We start from the raw sequence: 16,278 nt of genomic DNA, 5'->3' as shown, positions 1-16,278 counted from the left end.
ACATGGAATTCACACTGCTCGTCATCGGCGTCACCCTCGTGGCGGCTGTATGGACCACCGCGGTGGGGCTGCGGAGCGAGCATCGCAGGGTGCTCGCGGGCCCCCCGAGGGGTACGGGCGCGCCCCTGGGCCCCTACGAGCTGGCCTATCTGGCCGGTGGGCCGCTCAGGGCGGTCAACACCGCGCTCGGCGTGCTGGCCAGGGCGGGTTCGATCCGGGTCGCCAGGGGCGGCCGGATCAGCCTCGTGACGGGCGCCCTGCCTCCCGCGGAACCTGTCGAGAAGGCCGTTCTCGACGCCCTCAGGCAGCGGGGCGGCTCCTGCCCGGCGGCGGAGCTGCGCCGTACGGTGGGGACCGGGGTCGCCGTGGACGGCCTGCGTTACCGCCTGCTGGGGATGGGACTGCTGGTGCCCGAGGGCGCCTTCGCCGAGGCGCGCAGACTCCACGGCAGGCTGCTGGTCCTCACCGTGATCGCGGCGCTCTTCGAGTTCGGCTCGCTGCTGTCCGTCCTGTCGTGGGGGCACCTGGGCGTGCTGTCCACGCTGGCCGGGGCGGTGGCCTCGGTGAGCGGCCTCGTCGTCTACTCGCGGATGCGGCGAGCCCTGCGGGGGGCGCTCAGCCGGGCCGGGCACGAAACGCTCGCCGCCGCCCGCGGGGTCCACGTGCGCGGCGCCCGTCCCGCGACCTCCGACCTGGCCTTCGCGGTCGCCTTCCCCGTGGCCCTGTACGGCCTGGGCGAGCTGGGCGACCCGCTGCTGACCGAGGAGCTGAAGAGGAACGCCCACACCGCCGGCGGCGGGTCGAGCTGCGCCGCGGGCGCCTGCGGCGGAGGCTCGTCCTCCTCCGACGGCTCCTCCTTCGGCGGCGGTGGTGACTTCGGGTCGGGAGACTGGGGCGCAGGAGGGGACTCGGGCGGTGGTGGGGACTCGGGCGGGTCGAGCTGCGGCGGCGGCTCCGGCTGTGGTTCCGGCTGCGGAGGAGGATGCGGCGGTGGCTGAGCACGGGGCGGCCGGGCGACTGGGGGTCGGCCTGGGCTGGCGGCCCGAGATCGACCTGACCGTCGAGCGCATGCCCGGTGTCGACTTCGTCGAGGTGATCGCGGAGAACATCCGGCCCGGCGCGCTCCCCGAGTCGCTGCGGGTGCTGCTGGCCCGAGGCGTTCCGGTGATCCCGCACGGGGTCGGCCTCGGGATCGGCGGCGCGGAGCCGCCCGACCCGGACAGGCTGGCCCACCTGGACGCCTGCGCGCGGGCTCTGGGCTCACCCCTGGTCAGCGAGCACCTGGCCTTCGTGCGGGCGGGCGGCATGGAGGCGGGCCACCTGCTGCCCGTGCCGCGCACCAGGGCCGCCCTGTCGGTCGTGGTGGAGAACGTACGGCGGGCCCAGGACGCGCTGGCCGTACCGCTGGCGCTGGAGAACGTGGCGGCGCTGTTCGGCTGGCCCGAGGACGAGATGACCGAGGCGCAGTTCCTCGGGGAGCTGGTCGAGGCGACCGGGGTCGGGCTGCTGGTCGACGTCGCCAACCTCTACACCAACCAGGTCAACCTGGGGCTCGGGGCGGTCTCCGCGCTGGACGGGCTGCCGCTTTCCGCCCTGGCCTACGTCCACGTCGCGGGCGGGCACTCCCACCACGGGCTCTGGCACGACACGCACACCTCCCGGGTGCCGCAGGAGGTGCTGGAGATCCTCACCGAGCTGTGCGCCAGGACCGAGCCGCCGGGCGTGCTGCTCGAATGGGACGGCGACTACCCCAGTGACGCCGTGTTCGAGGAGGAGCTCGGCCGTATCCGCGGTGCGATGGCCCGTGTCTGAGCCTTCCCGTGAGCGGGCGCGGCAGGAACTGGGCAGGGCGCAGGCGGAGCTGGTCGCGGCCCTGGTCGCGGGGGGCGAGGTCCCCGAGGGGTTCGACGCGGCGCGGCTGCGGGTCCAGGAGGGGGCGCTGATCTCCAAACGGCGCGGTACGGTCGCCAGGGTCAGGCCCGACCTGGTCGTCCTGCTCGGCGACGGCTTCGCGGCCCACTTCGACGGCTACGCGCGCGGACGCCCCAAGCCGGAGGGCGGCTCCCGGGCCGACGCGCGTGACTTCGCGGCCTGGCTCGGCGAGCGGGGGCTGCTCCCGGAGCCCCCCGGTGCCGCCGCGCCGGTCGGCCGCTCCGGCGGGCTGGGACGGCTGCTCGGCCGGGTCCTGGGGAGAGGGAGCGGCTGAGCCGGGACGGGGGTGTCCCATGGTGGCCCGCTCGGCCCCGGGGACGTTTTGGCAGCCTGTGCCAGGGATACCCTCTCTGAGGTGGGGGGATTGCGTTGCCTTGATGGGTCGTACCTGACCGTTACGCCGGTGGCGTGCCGCGACAGCATCGGCTCGCCGTACGAGGTCACGCTCGAACTCCACCGGGACGGCGCGCTGTACGGGACGGTCGGCGAGAGGTGCGGGTGGTTCCTCGTCAGCCTCGCCACGGGCGTCGCGGAGGCCCGCGCCGGTCAGCAGGACCAGTGGCCGGATCCGGACGACCGTTTCCCCGAGGACGACGAGCTGTTCACCTTCCGGTACCGGACGAGGAGGGGGATCGTCAGCGGGGGTGAGCTGCGCTGCCAGCTGCGCACCATCCCGATCTGGATTCCCGGGGGCCGGGACCACCCCGGAGAGTGGCGCCTGGCCAGGCGGGCTTTCCTCGAAGCCTGGGGCCAGGGCGGTGTCGGGATGCGCGCGGTGCTCACCTCAGCGGAACTCGGGGCCTTCGTGGACGGACTCGTCGCCGAGGCCGAGGAATGTCTGGGAGCACAGAAGTCCGGCAACTCCCCCAGAACCCCGATAGAGGGGGCGCGGAGGTCTCTGGGGCGGCGATAATTGCCTGGCGGCGCCCTTCGACGGCGGGCGTTGAGGGGAGGGCTTCAATGGGCGTGCGTGATCTCGTCTACCGGCTCTACGAGAGGCGGCTGGAAGGGAAGCTGTCCCGTCAGAGCGAGATGGTCCCCCGGCATGTCGGCGTGATCGTCGACGGGAACAGGCGCTGGGCGCGTTCGATGGGCCTTGAGGACGTCAGCCGAGGTCATCGCAAGGGCGCGGACAAGATCTCCGAGCTGCTCGGCTGGTGCCGGGAGGCCGGGGTCGAGGTGGTCACCGTGTGGCTGCTGTCCAGTGACAACCTCAACCGGTCCCAGGACGAGCTGGACCTCCTGGTGAAGATCATCGAGGACGTGGTCCAGGAACTCGTGGATGACGGCTGGCATGTCAAGCCCATGGGAGCGCTTGACCTGCTGCCCGATCACACGGCCCGTGTCCTGAAAAACGCTAAAGAGGCAACATCACACCGTCCGGGTTTGATTGTGAACGTTGCCGTTGGGTATGGGGGAAGGCGTGAGATCGCTGATGCGGTGCGCTCCCTTCTCCAGGAGCACGCCAGCAAGGGCGCGAGCATCGAGGACATCGTGGAGGTCCTCGATGTCGAGCACATCGCGGAGCATCTCTACACGCGCGGCCAGCCCGACCCTGACCTGGTCATCAGGACCTCGGGAGAGCAACGGCTGTCCGGCTTCCTGCTGTGGCAGAGCGCCCACTCGGAGTTCTACTTCTGCGAGGCCTACTGGCCTGACTTCCGCAGAATCGACTTCCTGCGGGCCCTGCGCTCGTACGCCGCGCGGCACCGACGGTACGGCTCCTGAAACAGGACGTGAACTCCGTCTTTCGGCAGGACTTGCCCTGTTGGAAGACGGGCATTCAGGACGTACCGTAACAAGTAGGCGGGCGCAGCTCGTCTACTCCGGAGAGGGCCCACCTTTGCGTCACGACCTGCCAAGGAGGGCCGGTCACCGGTGCCTCCTCGTCATGCCGCGAGCGTGGGTCCGGGTCCGGTCCGCATCCCAGCTCATGGCAGGGCGCCCCCCATGGCGCCCGGGGGAGAACGCGTGGCAAACCCTTCGTCGTCCTCACCGACGTCGCCGGTCACCAACCGGCGTACGTACGTCCTGGACACCTCGGTCCTCCTGGCGGATCCAGCGGCGATAAGCCGTTTCGCGGAGCACGAGGTGGTCCTCCCGATCGTCGTCATCACCGAGTTGGAGGGCAAGCGCCATCATCCAGAACTCGGATACTTCGCGCGCAAGGCGCTGAGGTCCCTCGACGACCTGAGGGTGACACACGGACGGCTGGACGAGCCGATGCCCATCGGAGAGGGCACCATCCGGGTGGAGCTCAACCACAGCGACCCATCCATCCTTCCCGTCGGCTTCCGGCTCGGCGACAACGACACCCGCATCCTGACCGTGGCGCGTACGCTCGCCGCGGAGGGGCACGACGTGGTTCTGGTCTCCAAGGACCTGCCGATGCGGATCAAGGCCGCCTCGATCGGTCTCGCCGCCGAGGAGTACCGGGCGGAACTGGTCGCCGTCGAGTCGGGCTGGACGGGCATGGCCGAGCTCCAGGTGACCACCGAGGACGTCGAGACGCTCTTCGAGCACGGCACGGCCGACCTGGCCGAGGCACGTGACCTGCCCACCCACACCGGCCTGCGGCTGCTGTCCAGCCGTGGTTCCGCCCTCGGCCGGGTGCAGCCGGACAAGTCGGTCCGTCTGGTGCGCGGCGACCGGGAGGTCTTCGGCCTGCACGGCCGTTCCGCCGAGCAGCGCATCGCGCTCGACCTGCTGATGGACCCCGAGGTCGGCATCGTCTCGCTGGGCGGCAGGGCGGGAACCGGCAAGTCGGCCCTGGCCCTGTGCGCGGGCCTCGAAGCCGTGCTCGAACGGCGCCAGCACCGCAAGGTCATCGTCTTCCGCCCCCTGTACGCCGTCGGCGGCCAGGAGCTGGGCTACCTGCCCGGTTCGGAGAACGAGAAGATGGGCCCGTGGGCCCAGGCCGTCTACGACACCCTGGGCGCGGTGACGAGCCCCGAGGTGATCGAGGAGGTCATCGACAGGGGCATGCTGGAGGTCCTCCCGCTGACCCACATCCGCGGGCGTTCGCTCCACGACGCCTTCGTCATCGTGGACGAGGCGCAGTCACTGGAGCGGGGCGTCCTGCTCACCGTGCTGAGCAGGATCGGCGCCAACTCCAGGGTCGTGCTTACCCACGACGTCGCCCAGCGCGACAACCTGCGGGTCGGCAGGCACGACGGCGTGGTCGCGGTGGTCGAGAAGCTCAAGGGACACCCGCTGTTCGCCCACGTCACGCTGACCCGTTCCGAGCGCTCGCCGATCGCCGCGCTGGTCACCGAGATGCTGGAGGACGTCACGATGTGATCGGGCCGCAGGGCCCGTGACGATCACGGGGGGAGTCGCACCCCTTTGGCCGCGAGATCGCGGTACTCGAAGCAGGTGTGCTCCCCCCAGGTCTTCGGCGCTCCGGGGAACAGCCTGGTGACCTCGACGCTCCAGATGCTCTCCTGCTTGTTCTGCCGGATCGTGCAGGTGATCTGGGCGAGAGCCTCCCTGGACATCTCCCCGGCGCCCGTGACGATCACGGTCAGCCGGTAGCCCAGGTTGCCCGACGGGTCGTTGCGCGGCGACTCGTCGCGGTACCTCGTGGTCTCGGTGTCGTGGTGGCTGAAGGAGCCGAGCGCGCTGGTCAGCTTCAGCTCCGGCTTCGGCGGCTGCTTGCCCGCCCTGAACAGGGCGTCGATGATGTTCTTCGCCGAGTTCGAGCCGACCGGGACGTTGGCGGGCTCCAGACGGCCGTTGTGGAGCAGGTAGACCGTCACCCACGTGGGGCTGTAGCTGATCACCGGGGGGCGTCCCAGGTCTTGCACCTCGGTCGGTGCGATCCCGCACGCGCTCAGCGTCAGGACGGCCGTCAGCAGGCAGGTGAGCCGCCGCGCGCGCCGCATCGCCGTTCTCCTCGTTCTCCTGGTGTCTCGGTTCATGCGGGGGGCAGCCAGACCGTGAAGAGCGTGCCCGGGTCCTGCGGGCGCACCGAGATCGTGCCGCCGTGCAGGTGCGCGTTGGCCCGCGCGATGGACAGGCCGAGACCGCTGCCGTCACCCCTGGCCCCGGCCTTGTAGAAGCGGTTGAACACGTGCGGAAGGTCGGAGGCGGGGATTCCCTTGCCGTGGTCGCGCACCTTCACCTCAAGCCCGTTCGGCGTGCTCCGCGCGGTCACCACGACGGGGGGCTCGCCGTGGCGCAGGGCGTTGCCGACCAGGTTGGCCACGATCACGTCGAAGCGCCGGGGGTCGAGGGAGAAGGTCAGGCCCTGCGGCACGTTCGTCCGCACCTTGTCCAGCCAGCCCCGCACCTCAAGGCAGTCGCTGACCGCGTCGGCGACGTTCACGCTGTCCAGGTGCAGCGTCGCCGTCCCCGAGTCGAACCGGCTGGCCTCGATGAGCTGCTCGACCAGGGTCCGCAGCCGCGCGATCTCCCTGAGCACCAGCCGTACGGCCGCCGCGGGCTCGCTGGGCAGCCGGTCCGCCTCCTCGGAGAGCATGTCGGTCACCGCGGTCATCGCGGTCAGCGGGGTCCGCAGTTCGTGGGACACGTCCGCGACGAAACGACGGGACATGGCCTCAAGCGCGCGCAGCTCGGAGACGCTGCGCTCAAGGGCGGCCGCGGTGTCGTTGAACGTCGCGGTCAGCTCGGCCAGCTCGTCCTGGCCGTGCACCGGCAGCCGGGTGTCCAGGTGGCCGGCGCCGAGGGCGCGCGCGGCGGAGCCGAGCCTCCTGACGGGCAGCAGCACCCGCCTGGCCGACAGCAGGGCGACCGCGAGCGCGATGCCCAGCATGATGACCCCCGCCGCCGCCAGGGGCTGGCGCAGGTCGTTCAGGAGCTGCTCCTCCTCGGACAGCGGGACGAAGGCGAAGATGCTCATCCCGGTCGGCTGGGCGGTGTGGATCGGCTCGATCCGCCACACCGGGGTGCCGACGATCAGCCACATGCGGCCGTTGATCCGCTGCCGTTTGATCGCGATCTTGCGGTCGGCCCCGAGGACGAGGTCGGTCGGGACGTCGTTCATGCTGAAGTCGCCGTCCGGGTAGAGGTACTCGTCCCGCGGCACGCGGGGGTCCTCGTAGCGGACGACGACGGCGCCGTTGGGGGTCCGCAGCCTCTTCTGCAGCTCGTCGATCTCCGTGTCGGTCGGCGGCGTCTCACCGGGCCAGAGGCCGCCGATGGGCACCCTTATCCCTTCGAGGGTGTTGCGCACGTCGCCGACCGCGACCTGTTCTGCGCGTTCGATCACCCGGGTCTTGACCAGCTCGTAGCCGATCCCCGCGACGAGGGAGGAGGCCGCGATGGCGATCAGGGTGAAGGTGATGACCAGGCGCCCGCGCAGGCCGGTGTAGATCCGTCTCACGGCGGACTGAAGCGGTAGCCGAAACCACGCACCGTGTGGATGAACTCGGGCTCGGCGGGCACCGCCTCGATCTTGGCGCGGACCCGCTGGACGCAGGCGTCGACCAGCCGGGAGTCCGCGACGTGGGTGTGGTCCCACACGGCCCGCAACAGGTATCTGCGGTTGAGGACCTGGCCGGGGTGACGGACCAGTTCGAGCAGCAGGCGCAGTTCGGTCGGGGTCAGGTGGACCTCCCGGCCGGCGAGCGAGACCTTCAGCGCCCCCCGGTCGACGACCAGGTCGCCGAAGGTGATGCGGTCGGAGGCCAGGGACTCGACCCGGCGCAGGACCGCGCGGATCCGGGCGTCGAGAACCCTCGGCTCGACCGGTTTGATCACGTAGTCGTCAGCTCCGGCCTCAAGCCCGACCACCACGTCCAGGTCGTCGCCCCGCGCGGTGAGCAGGATCACCGGGAGCTGGTCCAGCTTCCTGATCCTGCGGCACACCTCGACTCCGTCGATCCCGGGAAGCATGACGTCGAGCACGGCGATCTCGGGGCGGCGCGACCGGATGTGGTCGAGTGCCTCCTCGCCGGTGCCGTACGAGGTCACGGTGTGGCCCTGACGGCTCAGTGCCAGCTCAAGTCCCGTCCGGACCGAGGGGTCGTCTTCTACAAGGAGGATGCCAGCCACGCGGTCATTATTGTTGCAATGCCCGATAGCACCTGCCACGTCACGAAACTGTGACGAGGGTTGGGCGAGATCATGACGCTGTTCTGTGAGGCTTGACCGAGGCCACTTCCCTCGGAACAGGGGCCCGTGGGACAGGTCTCCTGAGAAAAGTGTGATTAACATCACATTTGCCGGTCAGTGTCAAGGAAAGACCATGTAGTCACGCACCTAGGTCACACAAATCCCATTGGACGTTCCGTGAACAGCCGTCAACTCCATCGTTCGGGTTGCGAAGCACCCCCCAGAGCACGGCAAGCTCATAGGTCGTGAGTTCAGGATCACCGCACTTGAAGGAGCCCCGGGCTCCGCGTTCCCGTCGTACGGCCCGCTCCGACGGGACCGTCAAGCCGCGGGGATGGCTGACTCCCAAGCGCGCCGTCATCATCGGCACGTCGATCGTCGTGGTGGTCGGCGGCGGGGGCTTCACCGTCCACACCGCCATCCAGAACGCCTCGGCCACCTCCTCGGCGTCGGCGCTCTCGGTGGACGAACTGGCCAGGGTGTTCGGCGGCGGCGACCCGTTCGCGCCCGACCCCAAGACCGACGTCATGAAGGCGCAGGCGGCCCAGGCCGCCAAGGAGGACAAACTCAAGGCGGCGCGCGGCGACCGTGACCCGCTGGACCCGATCGTCATCCCGAAGAAGGCGCCGGGCGGCAACGGCTTCGACCCCAAGGCCTTCCCGCCGGGAAGCGCGAACCCCACCGGCAACAAGGCCCTCGGCAAGAGCATGCTTGAGGCCATGGGCTGGGGCGACCAGTGGGGCTGCCTGGAGAAGCTCTGGATGAAGGAGAGCGGCTGGAACGAGCGGGCGATGAACCGCTACAGCGGCGCCTACGGCATCCCGCAGTCCCTGCCCGGCAGCAAGATGGCCAGCGCGGGCAGCGACTGGCAGGTCAACCCGGCCACCCAGATCCAGTGGGGCCTCACCTACATCAAGGGGCGTTACGGCACCCCTTGTGGTGCTTGGGGCCATTCCCAGGCCACGGGGTGGTACTGAGACTCCAAGAGTCGGCAAGTCTGACCATCTCGAAGACGCGGGCGTCGCACGCTTGGGCGCATGGATGTAAAAGTCAGCGTCGTAGTGCCGGTGTACAACCCCGGTGATACCGCCGACGCGTGTATCCGGTCCGTGCTCGAACAGTCGATGTCCTCGGAGGAGTACGAGGTCATCTTCGCCGACGACGGATCGGACGACGGAATCCAGCTCCGCCTCGACGCCATCGCCGCGGTCCGCTCGAACGTCCGGGTCCTGCACCTCGGGCGGACCGGCTCGCCGATGCGCGGGCGCAACGTCGCCATGGCGGTCGCCAGGGGCGAGTACGTCTACCTGCTCGACCAGACCGACCGCCTCGACCGCCTCGCCCTTGAGCGCATGTACGACCGGGCGGTCGAGACCGGAGCGGACATCCTCATCGGGCGGCTGGCGGACGGCCAGGCGCCGCCGTCCAAGATCTTCGAACGCAACCGGGAGAACGCCGACCTGCTCGGGGACCGGCTGCTGACCCTGCCGACGCCGCACAAGCTGTACCGCAGGGAGTTCCTCGACGAGGAGGTGCTCACCTTCCCCGACCCCGGGGGGACGCTGGCCGAGCAGACGTTCGTGACCAGGGCCTACCTGCGGGCCAGGACGATCACCGTCCTGGCCGACCGGGTCTGCTGCCTCCTCGGGGAACGTCCGGCGCGTCAGGAGGACGACCCCTACGTCCACGCCACCGAACTACGCGAACTGCTCGACGTCGTCGACTACGAGGTCCCCCAGGGGCGGCGGCGCGACCGGATGTACGCCCACTGGTTCCGCACGGCCGTGCTGCGCCGTCTCGCGGGGGCCGGGTTCGTCACCTCGTCCAAGGACAGGGCGGCGACCTTCACGACCCTGCGCGAACTGGTCGTGCAGCGTTTCCCCCCACGCCTGGACCGCTACCTGCCCGTCCACATGCGTGTGCGCGCGGCGCTGCTGCGCGCGGGCAGGCTCGACCAGCTCGTCGAACTCGCCCAGGCCATGCGCGGCACCCGCCTGCGGGCCGACCTCAGGGGCCTGTCCTGGCAGGACGGCGCCTTCACCATGAACCTCGCCGTGGAGATCGTCCGCGCGGGCGGGGAACCGGTGCGGTTCGTCCGGTACGGCGACGACGGCCTGGCCTGGGAGCCGCCCGTCCCCCTCGACGGCCTCAGCCTGCGGCCCGAGCTGGCCGACGTCACCCACGCCGCCTCCCGGGCCAGGTTCGAGGTCTACGTCAGGCACGAGGAGAGCGGGCTCATCTACTTCCTGCCCGTCACCTGCTCGGTGATCCAGAGCAGGCACCACAACGGGGTCAGGCTCCAGGTCACCGGATCGGCCAGGCTCGACGCCTCCTCCGCGGCCCTCGGGGAGGCGCTGCCCCCCGGCCTGTGGGAGGTCCACGTCCGCATGTACGGCGGCCCCCACCAGGTCCGCGCCCGGGTGACCGGCTCCCCGCCGAACCGCACCGGGACACTGGCCGACCACTCCGAGCGCCTGGTCATCCCCTGGTGGTCGGACCGGGGTGAACTCGGCGTGTGCGTCGAGCCCCGCTCGTTCGCCGAGTCGATCGCGCTGGTCTCCCCGGGGGCGACCGTCACCTCGCGGCGCGACCACGTGTTCGTCGTGGTGCCCGTGCCGTACGTGCCGCCGAGCGGGGGGCCCGCGGCGGAGCTGGTGCTGCGCAGGGCCAGCAGGGGGGAGCACGAGATCTGCGCGCCCGCGCTGGTCGAGCCGGGCGTGCCGGGGCAGCTCGCCGGGCGGCTCGTCGCCAAGGTGCCGGTACGGCGGGTCTACCGTGAGGGGTTCCTCGCCCCCGGCGACTGGCGGCCGTTCCTGCGGATCGGGGACCGGGAGGTCGGACTGCGCTTCAAGGTCGGGATGAGCCTCGGTGGCCGGGTCGAGGTCCGCGCGGCCTCCGCCGCGAGGAGACCGGCCCCGCGCTACCCGCTGTTCAAACGGGTGGCGTTGCGCATCCCGGGGGTTCGCAGGGTCGTCAGGGTGACGAGGGCCGCCCAGCGGCGTTACGTGCCCGGCTGACCCGGCGGGGCCGAGCCCGGCCGGCCGCTGAGCCGGTGCAGCCGCAGGGCGAGCTGGACCTCCAGGGCCCGTTCCGGGGCCTGCCAGCCCGGCCCCAGGAGCTGCGCCACCCGGTCAAGGCGCTGGGTGACCGTGTTGACGTGGATGTGCAGGGCCTCGGCCGTACGGGACAGGGAGCAGCCGGTGCCGAAGTAGGCGGTGAGCGTGCGCACCAGCGCCGTCCCCCGCCGGGCGTCGTAGTCGAGCACCGGGCCCACGGTCGCGGTGAGGAACGCCTCGATGTCACGGCCTCCGCCGACGAGCAGCCCGACGAAGCCGAGCTCGGCGACGCCCGCGCCCTCTCCCTCGCGGCCCAGGGCCACCAGGGCGTCCGCGCAGCGCCTTGCCTCCTGGTGGGCCCCGGCCACCTCTCCGGGGCCGCGTACGGGGCCACAGGCGCCCGCCGTCGCCGGACGGCCGAGGGCGGCGCCGAGTTCGGCCGCGACCCGCCTGGCGAGCGCGCCGGGGTCCTCGCCGGGCAGCAGCAGCACGACCTCGTCCCCGCCCTGGGCCGCCAGGCCGCGGTTGAGCGCGGCGTGCGAGGAGGCCCAGAACGCGGCCCGCTCCCGCTCGTCGCCGTAGCGGGCCACGACGACCACGTGGGCGGCCCCGAGATCGACGCCGACCCGCCGGGCCCGCTCGGTCAGGCCGTCCATGCCGGGACGGGAGATCAGGTCTTCGAGCAGCTCGCCCCTGACCCGGCCCTCGGCCTCGGCGACCGTACGGCGGAACAGTGTCAGCAGCGCGGTGACCAGCGCCGCCCGTTCCAGGATGCGCTGGTCGGTGTCGGCGACCGGTTCCGCGGCCCGCAGCACGAGCGTGCACAACGGTTCCGCGCCCACGTCGACCGAGGCGACCAGCAGGTTGCCCCTCCTGACCGTACGGCCGAGCGCGCGGGACGTCCTGGCCGCCTCGGCGATCACCGCCGTGACGCCCTCGCCCAGTTCGCCCGGGTCGCCGGCGATCGGCCGTCCCGCGTCGTCGAGCACGACCAGAGAGCCGCCGAGCACCTCGGTCACCACGGCGGCCACGTCCTCGACGCCGCCGCCGCGCAGCACCAGCCCGGCCATCCGGTCGTGGGCGTGCGCCGCCCGCTCGACGGCCCCGCTGTGGGCGCTGGCCAGGCGGCTGGTCTCGCTCAGCTCCTCAAGGGCGTTCCTGGTCTCCTGCAGCAGCCTGGCGTTGTCGATCGCCACCGCCGCGTGCGCGGCCAGCGAGCCCAGGAGCACCACCTCGTCCTGGCTGAAGGGCCGCACGCCGCGGTTGGCCGCGAACAGCACGCCGATGACCCGGCCGCCGAGTTTGAGCGGGACGCCCAGGATGGCGACCAACCCCTCCTCGACCACGGCGTCGTCGATGTCCGTGTTGTGGCGGAAACGGGGGTCGGCGAAGTAGTCGGCCGTCGAGTACGGCGTCGCCGTCTGGGCCACCAGCCCGCCGAGCCCCGCTCCCATGGGCAGCCGCAACGCCCTGAACTTGGCCGAGACCGAGCCGTCGGTCACCCGCATCCAGGTGTCTCCCCGGTCGGGGTCGTGCAGCGTCATGTAGGCGGCGTCGGTGCCGAGCAGCTGCCTGGCCCGGCGCACGATGGCCTCAAGGACGGCGTCGAGGTCGCGCAGCCCGGCCAGGTCGCCCGCGGTGTCGAACAGCGCCGACAGCTCGGCCTCACGCCGGGCCCTGCGCCGCAGCAGCTCCCGCACCCGCAGCGCGACGATCTTGGCCTCCTCCAGGTCGGCCAGCGTCGCGGCGTCCGCGCCCGCGCTCCTGGCGGCCAGGACCGGGCCCTCGAACTCCACGGCGGACGCCTCCCTGGCCAGTAGTTCGAGGAAGACCCGCGCGCTCATGACGTCATTGTCGCGCCCGCCCCGGCGGTGGCTCTCAGCGGGCCGTCCAGCCTCCGTCGAGAGGCAGGGAGGCCCCGGTGACGAACGAGCCGTGCGGGCCGCACAGGTAGGCGACCAGCTCGGCCACCTCCTCCGGTTCGATCAGCCGCTTGATCACCGCCGGGCCGAGCATGATCCGTTCCACGACCTCGTCCCTGCCGATGCCGTGGTTCCTCGCCTGGTCGTCGATCTGCTCCTCGACCAGGGGCGTGCGGACGTAGGCGGGGTTCACGCAGTTGGAGGTGACGCCGTGTTCGGCGCCTTCGAGCGCGACGACCTTCGACAGCCCTTCGAGGGCGTGCTTGGCCGTGACATAGGCCGACTTGTACGGCGAGGCACGCAGGCCGTGGACCGAGGAGACATTGACGACCCGCCCCCAGCCCCGCCGGTACATCCCCGGCAGCACCGCCCTGACCAGCAGGAACGGCGCCTCGACCATGACCTTCAGCATCGTGGAGAACACCTCGGGCGGGAACTCCTCGATCGGCGCCACGTGCTGGAACCCGGCGTTGTTCACCAGGACGTCCACGTCGGCGGGGACCAGGTCGACGAAGCCGGGCGAGGCCAGGTCGGCGACGACCGGCGTCCCGGCGACCTCCCTGGCCACCTCGGCGGCGGCCCCCGCGTCCCTGTCCAGCACGACCACGTGCGCCCCGGCGGCGGCCAGCCGGTGCGCGCACGCCCGTCCGATCCCGCTGCCCGCCCCGGTCACCAGGGCCAGTCGCCCCGCCAGATCAGTCATGACGTCGAATGTAGTGTCCGGTCCCGCCGATCCGGTGGACGCCAGGCCCGTCAGCCGACGGGGTAACGGATGACGGTCCGCTGCTTCTCCAGGGCGGTGCGGCGGAAGTCCGACAGGTAGATCTCGTGATGCCTGCCCGTCAGGGCCAGGCCCTGCCCGGTGATGAACTCCATCAGCGTCTTGACCGTCGCGGGCTCCTCGCTGAAGGGGCCGACGTGCAGGATCTGGGCCGACCTGCCCTCGTTCACGGTGCCCAGCCGCAGGCCGTCGAGCCGCGTCCCGGGCCGCTTACGCCGTACGGTCTCCACCGCCCGCTCGACGATCTCGGCGGTCACCTGGGCGGGCTGGGGGATGAGGGCCGTCCAGCGCATGGTGGACAGGTCCCCGGGGTCGCCGTCCCAGAGCCCTTCGATGGGGGCGACCGAGTAGGTCACGACCGGCTTCAACTCGGCGCGTACGGCGTAGGCCACGCCGTACAGGGCGGCGACGGCGTCGAGGTACGACTCGTCCGAGGGGGCGCCCGAGCCGTCGAACATGAGGCAGGGCAGTTCGGGGACGTCGAGGAGGCGTGGGGTCGTGGTGGCCTTGTAGAGGTCGCGGTGGATCTGCTTCATGCCGTAAGGCTGGACTCTCCCACGGGGGGAGAGTCCAGTCGCCTCAGACGGAAACCGGGTAGGTCAGCGTGAGCTCGTCACCGGGCAGGCCCCTGATGCCCCAGTTGACCTGCGGAGACTCGATGATCACGATCTCCAGGTCGGCGGCGGGCAGGTCGAGTCGCTCCTGGGCCCTGGCGAACAGCGTGCGGATGAGGTCGCGTTTGGCCTCGTCCGTCCTGCCGGTGAAACAGACGATCTCCACGATGAGGTACCGCTCGCTCCGTTGCGGGCAGAGGAGGTCCTCGGCGTCGAGCAGCAGGAACCGGTGGAAACGCTTGTCCTCGGGCAGCCGCCACACCTCGGTGAGGCACGCGTGCAGGGTGTCGGACACCTCCCGGCGCCGGTCGGCCCAGACGTCGCGGCGGCCGTAGATCTTGATCTGTGTCATGTCCGGGAGTCTCCCCGATCCTCGGGAGCCGACGGCGGCCGGGTCATGGAGAGCACGTCGAGCAGCGCGTCGAGCTGCTCCTCGGTGAGGGCGCCGCTGGCGACGTGACCGCGCTCGACCACGACCTCCCTGATCGTCCTGCGCTGTTCCAGGGCCTGCTTGGCGATCTTCGCGGCCTCCTCGTAGCCGACGTGCCGGTTGAGGGGGGTGACGATCGAGGGGGACGACTCGGCGTATTCGAGCAGCCGGTCCACGTTGGCGGTGATCCTGGCGATGCAGCGGTCGGCCAGCAGCCGGGAGACGTTGGCCAGCAGCCGGATCGACTCCAGCACGTTGCGGGCGATGACGGGCAGCATCACGTTGAGCTCGAAGTTGCCCGAGGCCCCGGCGAAGGCGATGGCCGCGTCGTTGCCGATGACCTGGGCCGCGACCATGCACACGGCCTCGGGGACGACGGGGTTGACCTTGCCCGGCATGATCGAGGACCCGGGCTGGAGGTCGGGGAGGTTGATCTCCCCGAGTCCGGTGCGCGGCCCCGAGCCCATCCAGCGCAGGTCGTTGGCGATCTTGTTGAGCGAGACCGCGACGGTGCGGAGCTGGCCGGACAGCTCCACGATGGAGTCCCTGGCCCCCTGCGCCTCGAAGTGGTCGGGGGCCTCGGAGAACGGCAGGCCCGTCGCCTCGCGGAGTTTCTCGATGACCTTGGGGGCGAAGCCGGGCGGGGTGTTGATCCCGGTCCCCACGGCCGTGCCGCCGAGCGGCAGCTGCACGAGGCGGGGGACCACCCCGCGAACCCTGGTGATGGCGTTGTCGATCTGGGTGGCGTAACCGCCGAACTCCTGCCCCAGCGTCACCGGGGTGGCGTCCATCAGGTGCGTACGGCCCGCCTTGACCACGTCCTCGAACTGCAGCGCCTTGTTCCTGAGCGCGGTCGCCAGGTGCCGCAGGGACGGGATCAGGTGGTAGGTCACCTCGGTCGTCGCCGCGACGTGGATCGAGGTCGGGAACACGTCGTTGGAGGACTGCGAGGCGTTGACGTGGTCGTTCGGGTGGACGGGGCGGCCGAGACGCTCTTCGGCGAGGGTCGCGATCACCTCGTTGGCGTTCATGTTGGAGGAGGTGCCTGAGCCGGTCTGGAAGACGTCGACGGGGAACTCGGCGTCCCACTCGTTCTCCGCGACGTCCGTCGCCGCCTCGGCGATCGCCTCGGCCATCTCCTTGTCGAGCACACCGAGCTCGGTGTTGACCTCGGCCGCGACGGCCTTGATCAGGCCGAGTGCCGCGATGTGCGCGCTGTCCAGGCCACGGCCGGAGACGGGGAAGTTCTCGACGGCCCGCTGTGTCTGCGCCCGCCACTTCGCGTCCGCCGGGACCCGCACATCGCCCATCGAGTCATGTTCGATCCGAAACTCGCTCATGCTTCCAGTTTGCGCCTTCGCCGGACACGGACGCCTGGGGTGACGTGACCATACCTGAGGGCGTTTGCGAGACTCCTCCCACAGTTGTGGCCGCCCTGTCCGTGCCCGGAAGGTCCCGCCCAGGAAAG

The 16,278-nt window shown here is 71.0% G+C and carries 16 protein-coding genes; 8 read left to right on the top strand and 8 right to left on the bottom strand.

Annotation, left to right across the window (positions count from 1 at the left end):
• Window positions 1-2 precede the first annotated feature (2 nt).
• The 6 genes from ABZ463_RS16080 (at window position 3) to ABZ463_RS16055 (ending at window position 5,232) form a co-directional block, all read left to right on the top strand.
• Window positions 3-998, top strand: a complete 996-nt coding sequence (locus tag ABZ463_RS16080) for a TIGR04222 domain-containing membrane protein (protein ID WP_362776644.1) — start codon at window positions 3-5, stop codon at window positions 996-998.
• Window positions 991-1,812: a DUF692 domain-containing protein gene (locus ABZ463_RS16075; protein ID WP_362776641.1), complete on the top strand. Its 822-nt coding sequence runs from the start codon at window positions 991-993 to the stop codon at window positions 1,810-1,812. The genes ABZ463_RS16080 and ABZ463_RS16075 overlap by 8 nt, the downstream gene beginning before the upstream one ends.
• Window positions 1,805-2,206: a hypothetical protein gene (locus tag ABZ463_RS16070; protein WP_362776638.1), complete on the top strand. Its 402-nt coding sequence runs from the start codon at window positions 1,805-1,807 to the stop codon at window positions 2,204-2,206. Before ABZ463_RS16075 ends, ABZ463_RS16070 begins: the two co-directional genes overlap by 8 nt.
• A gap of 129 nt (window positions 2,207-2,335) precedes the next feature.
• Complete coding sequence (locus ABZ463_RS16065; protein ID WP_352013802.1) at window positions 2,336-2,845, top strand: hypothetical protein; 510 nt, start codon at window positions 2,336-2,338, stop codon at window positions 2,843-2,845.
• 47 nt (window positions 2,846-2,892) lie between these two features.
• Window positions 2,893-3,660 carry an isoprenyl transferase gene (locus ABZ463_RS16060; protein WP_352013801.1) on the top strand — a complete coding sequence of 256 codons (768 nt, stop codon included), beginning with the start codon at window positions 2,893-2,895 and terminating at the stop codon, window positions 3,658-3,660.
• Between the two features lie 222 nt (window positions 3,661-3,882).
• Entirely contained in the window at window positions 3,883-5,232 is a 1,350-nt protein-coding gene (locus tag ABZ463_RS16055) for a PhoH family protein (protein ID WP_352013800.1), read from the top strand.
• 23 nt (window positions 5,233-5,255) lie between these two features.
• Here ABZ463_RS16055 and ABZ463_RS16050 read toward each other — a convergent pair whose 3' ends face one another.
• From ABZ463_RS16050 to ABZ463_RS16040, 3 genes are read right to left on the bottom strand one after another with little or no spacing between them, the layout of a single operon-like run.
• Complete coding sequence (locus ABZ463_RS16050; RefSeq protein WP_352013799.1) at window positions 5,256-5,816, bottom strand: hypothetical protein; 561 nt, start codon at window positions 5,814-5,816, stop codon at window positions 5,256-5,258.
• Window positions 5,817-5,848: 32 nt separating this feature from the next.
• Window positions 5,849-7,276, bottom strand: a complete 1,428-nt coding sequence (locus ABZ463_RS16045; RefSeq protein ID WP_352013798.1) for an ATP-binding protein — start codon at window positions 7,274-7,276, stop codon at window positions 5,849-5,851.
• Window positions 7,273-7,947, bottom strand: coding sequence for a response regulator transcription factor (locus ABZ463_RS16040; protein WP_352013797.1), 675 nt, complete (start codon window positions 7,945-7,947; stop codon window positions 7,273-7,275). Before ABZ463_RS16040 ends, ABZ463_RS16045 begins: the two co-directional genes overlap by 4 nt.
• A gap of 326 nt (window positions 7,948-8,273) precedes the next feature.
• On the opposite strand from ABZ463_RS16040, the gene ABZ463_RS16035 reads away from it, so the two are divergent.
• Window positions 8,274-8,984, top strand: a complete 711-nt coding sequence (locus tag ABZ463_RS16035) for a lytic transglycosylase domain-containing protein (protein ID WP_352013796.1) — start codon at window positions 8,274-8,276, stop codon at window positions 8,982-8,984.
• Between the two features lie 60 nt (window positions 8,985-9,044).
• Entirely contained in the window at window positions 9,045-11,024 is a 1,980-nt protein-coding gene (locus tag ABZ463_RS16030; RefSeq protein ID WP_352013795.1) for a glycosyltransferase family 2 protein, read from the top strand.
• Here ABZ463_RS16030 and ABZ463_RS16025 read toward each other — a convergent pair.
• Genes ABZ463_RS16025 through ABZ463_RS16005 form a run of 5 tightly spaced genes read right to left on the bottom strand, consistent with a single transcriptional unit; the run spans window position 11,009 to window position 16,150 of the window.
• On the bottom strand, window positions 11,009-12,907 hold the full coding sequence (locus ABZ463_RS16025; protein ID WP_352013794.1) for a GAF domain-containing protein: 1,899 nt from the start codon (window positions 12,905-12,907) through the stop codon (window positions 11,009-11,011). The genes ABZ463_RS16030 and ABZ463_RS16025 overlap by 16 nt on opposite strands.
• 34 nt (window positions 12,908-12,941) lie before the next feature.
• The gene (locus ABZ463_RS16020; RefSeq protein ID WP_352013793.1) at window positions 12,942-13,688 is read right to left on the bottom strand and encodes a 3-hydroxybutyrate dehydrogenase; all 747 of its coding nucleotides are present in this window, start codon (window positions 13,686-13,688) and stop codon (window positions 12,942-12,944) included.
• 50 nt (window positions 13,689-13,738) lie between these two features.
• Window positions 13,739-14,302: a GyrI-like domain-containing protein gene (locus tag ABZ463_RS16015; protein WP_362776629.1), complete on the bottom strand. Its 564-nt coding sequence runs from the start codon at window positions 14,300-14,302 to the stop codon at window positions 13,739-13,741.
• Window positions 14,303-14,345: 43 nt separating this feature from the next.
• Complete coding sequence (locus tag ABZ463_RS16010) at window positions 14,346-14,732, bottom strand: tautomerase family protein (protein ID WP_352013791.1); 387 nt, start codon at window positions 14,730-14,732, stop codon at window positions 14,346-14,348.
• Window positions 14,729-16,150, bottom strand: coding sequence for a class II fumarate hydratase (locus ABZ463_RS16005; protein WP_362776627.1), 1,422 nt, complete (start codon window positions 16,148-16,150; stop codon window positions 14,729-14,731). The genes ABZ463_RS16010 and ABZ463_RS16005 overlap by 4 nt, the downstream gene beginning before the upstream one ends.
• Window positions 16,151-16,278: the final 128 nt, after the last annotated feature.

It is taken from the genome of Streptosporangium sp. NPDC020145 (genome assembly GCF_040631275.1).
Taxonomy (GTDB): Bacteria; Actinomycetota; Actinomycetes; order Streptosporangiales; family Streptosporangiaceae; genus Streptosporangium.
Note: the sequence above shows the minus strand (reverse complement) of the source record. Positions and strands in the feature narration are given on the sequence as shown.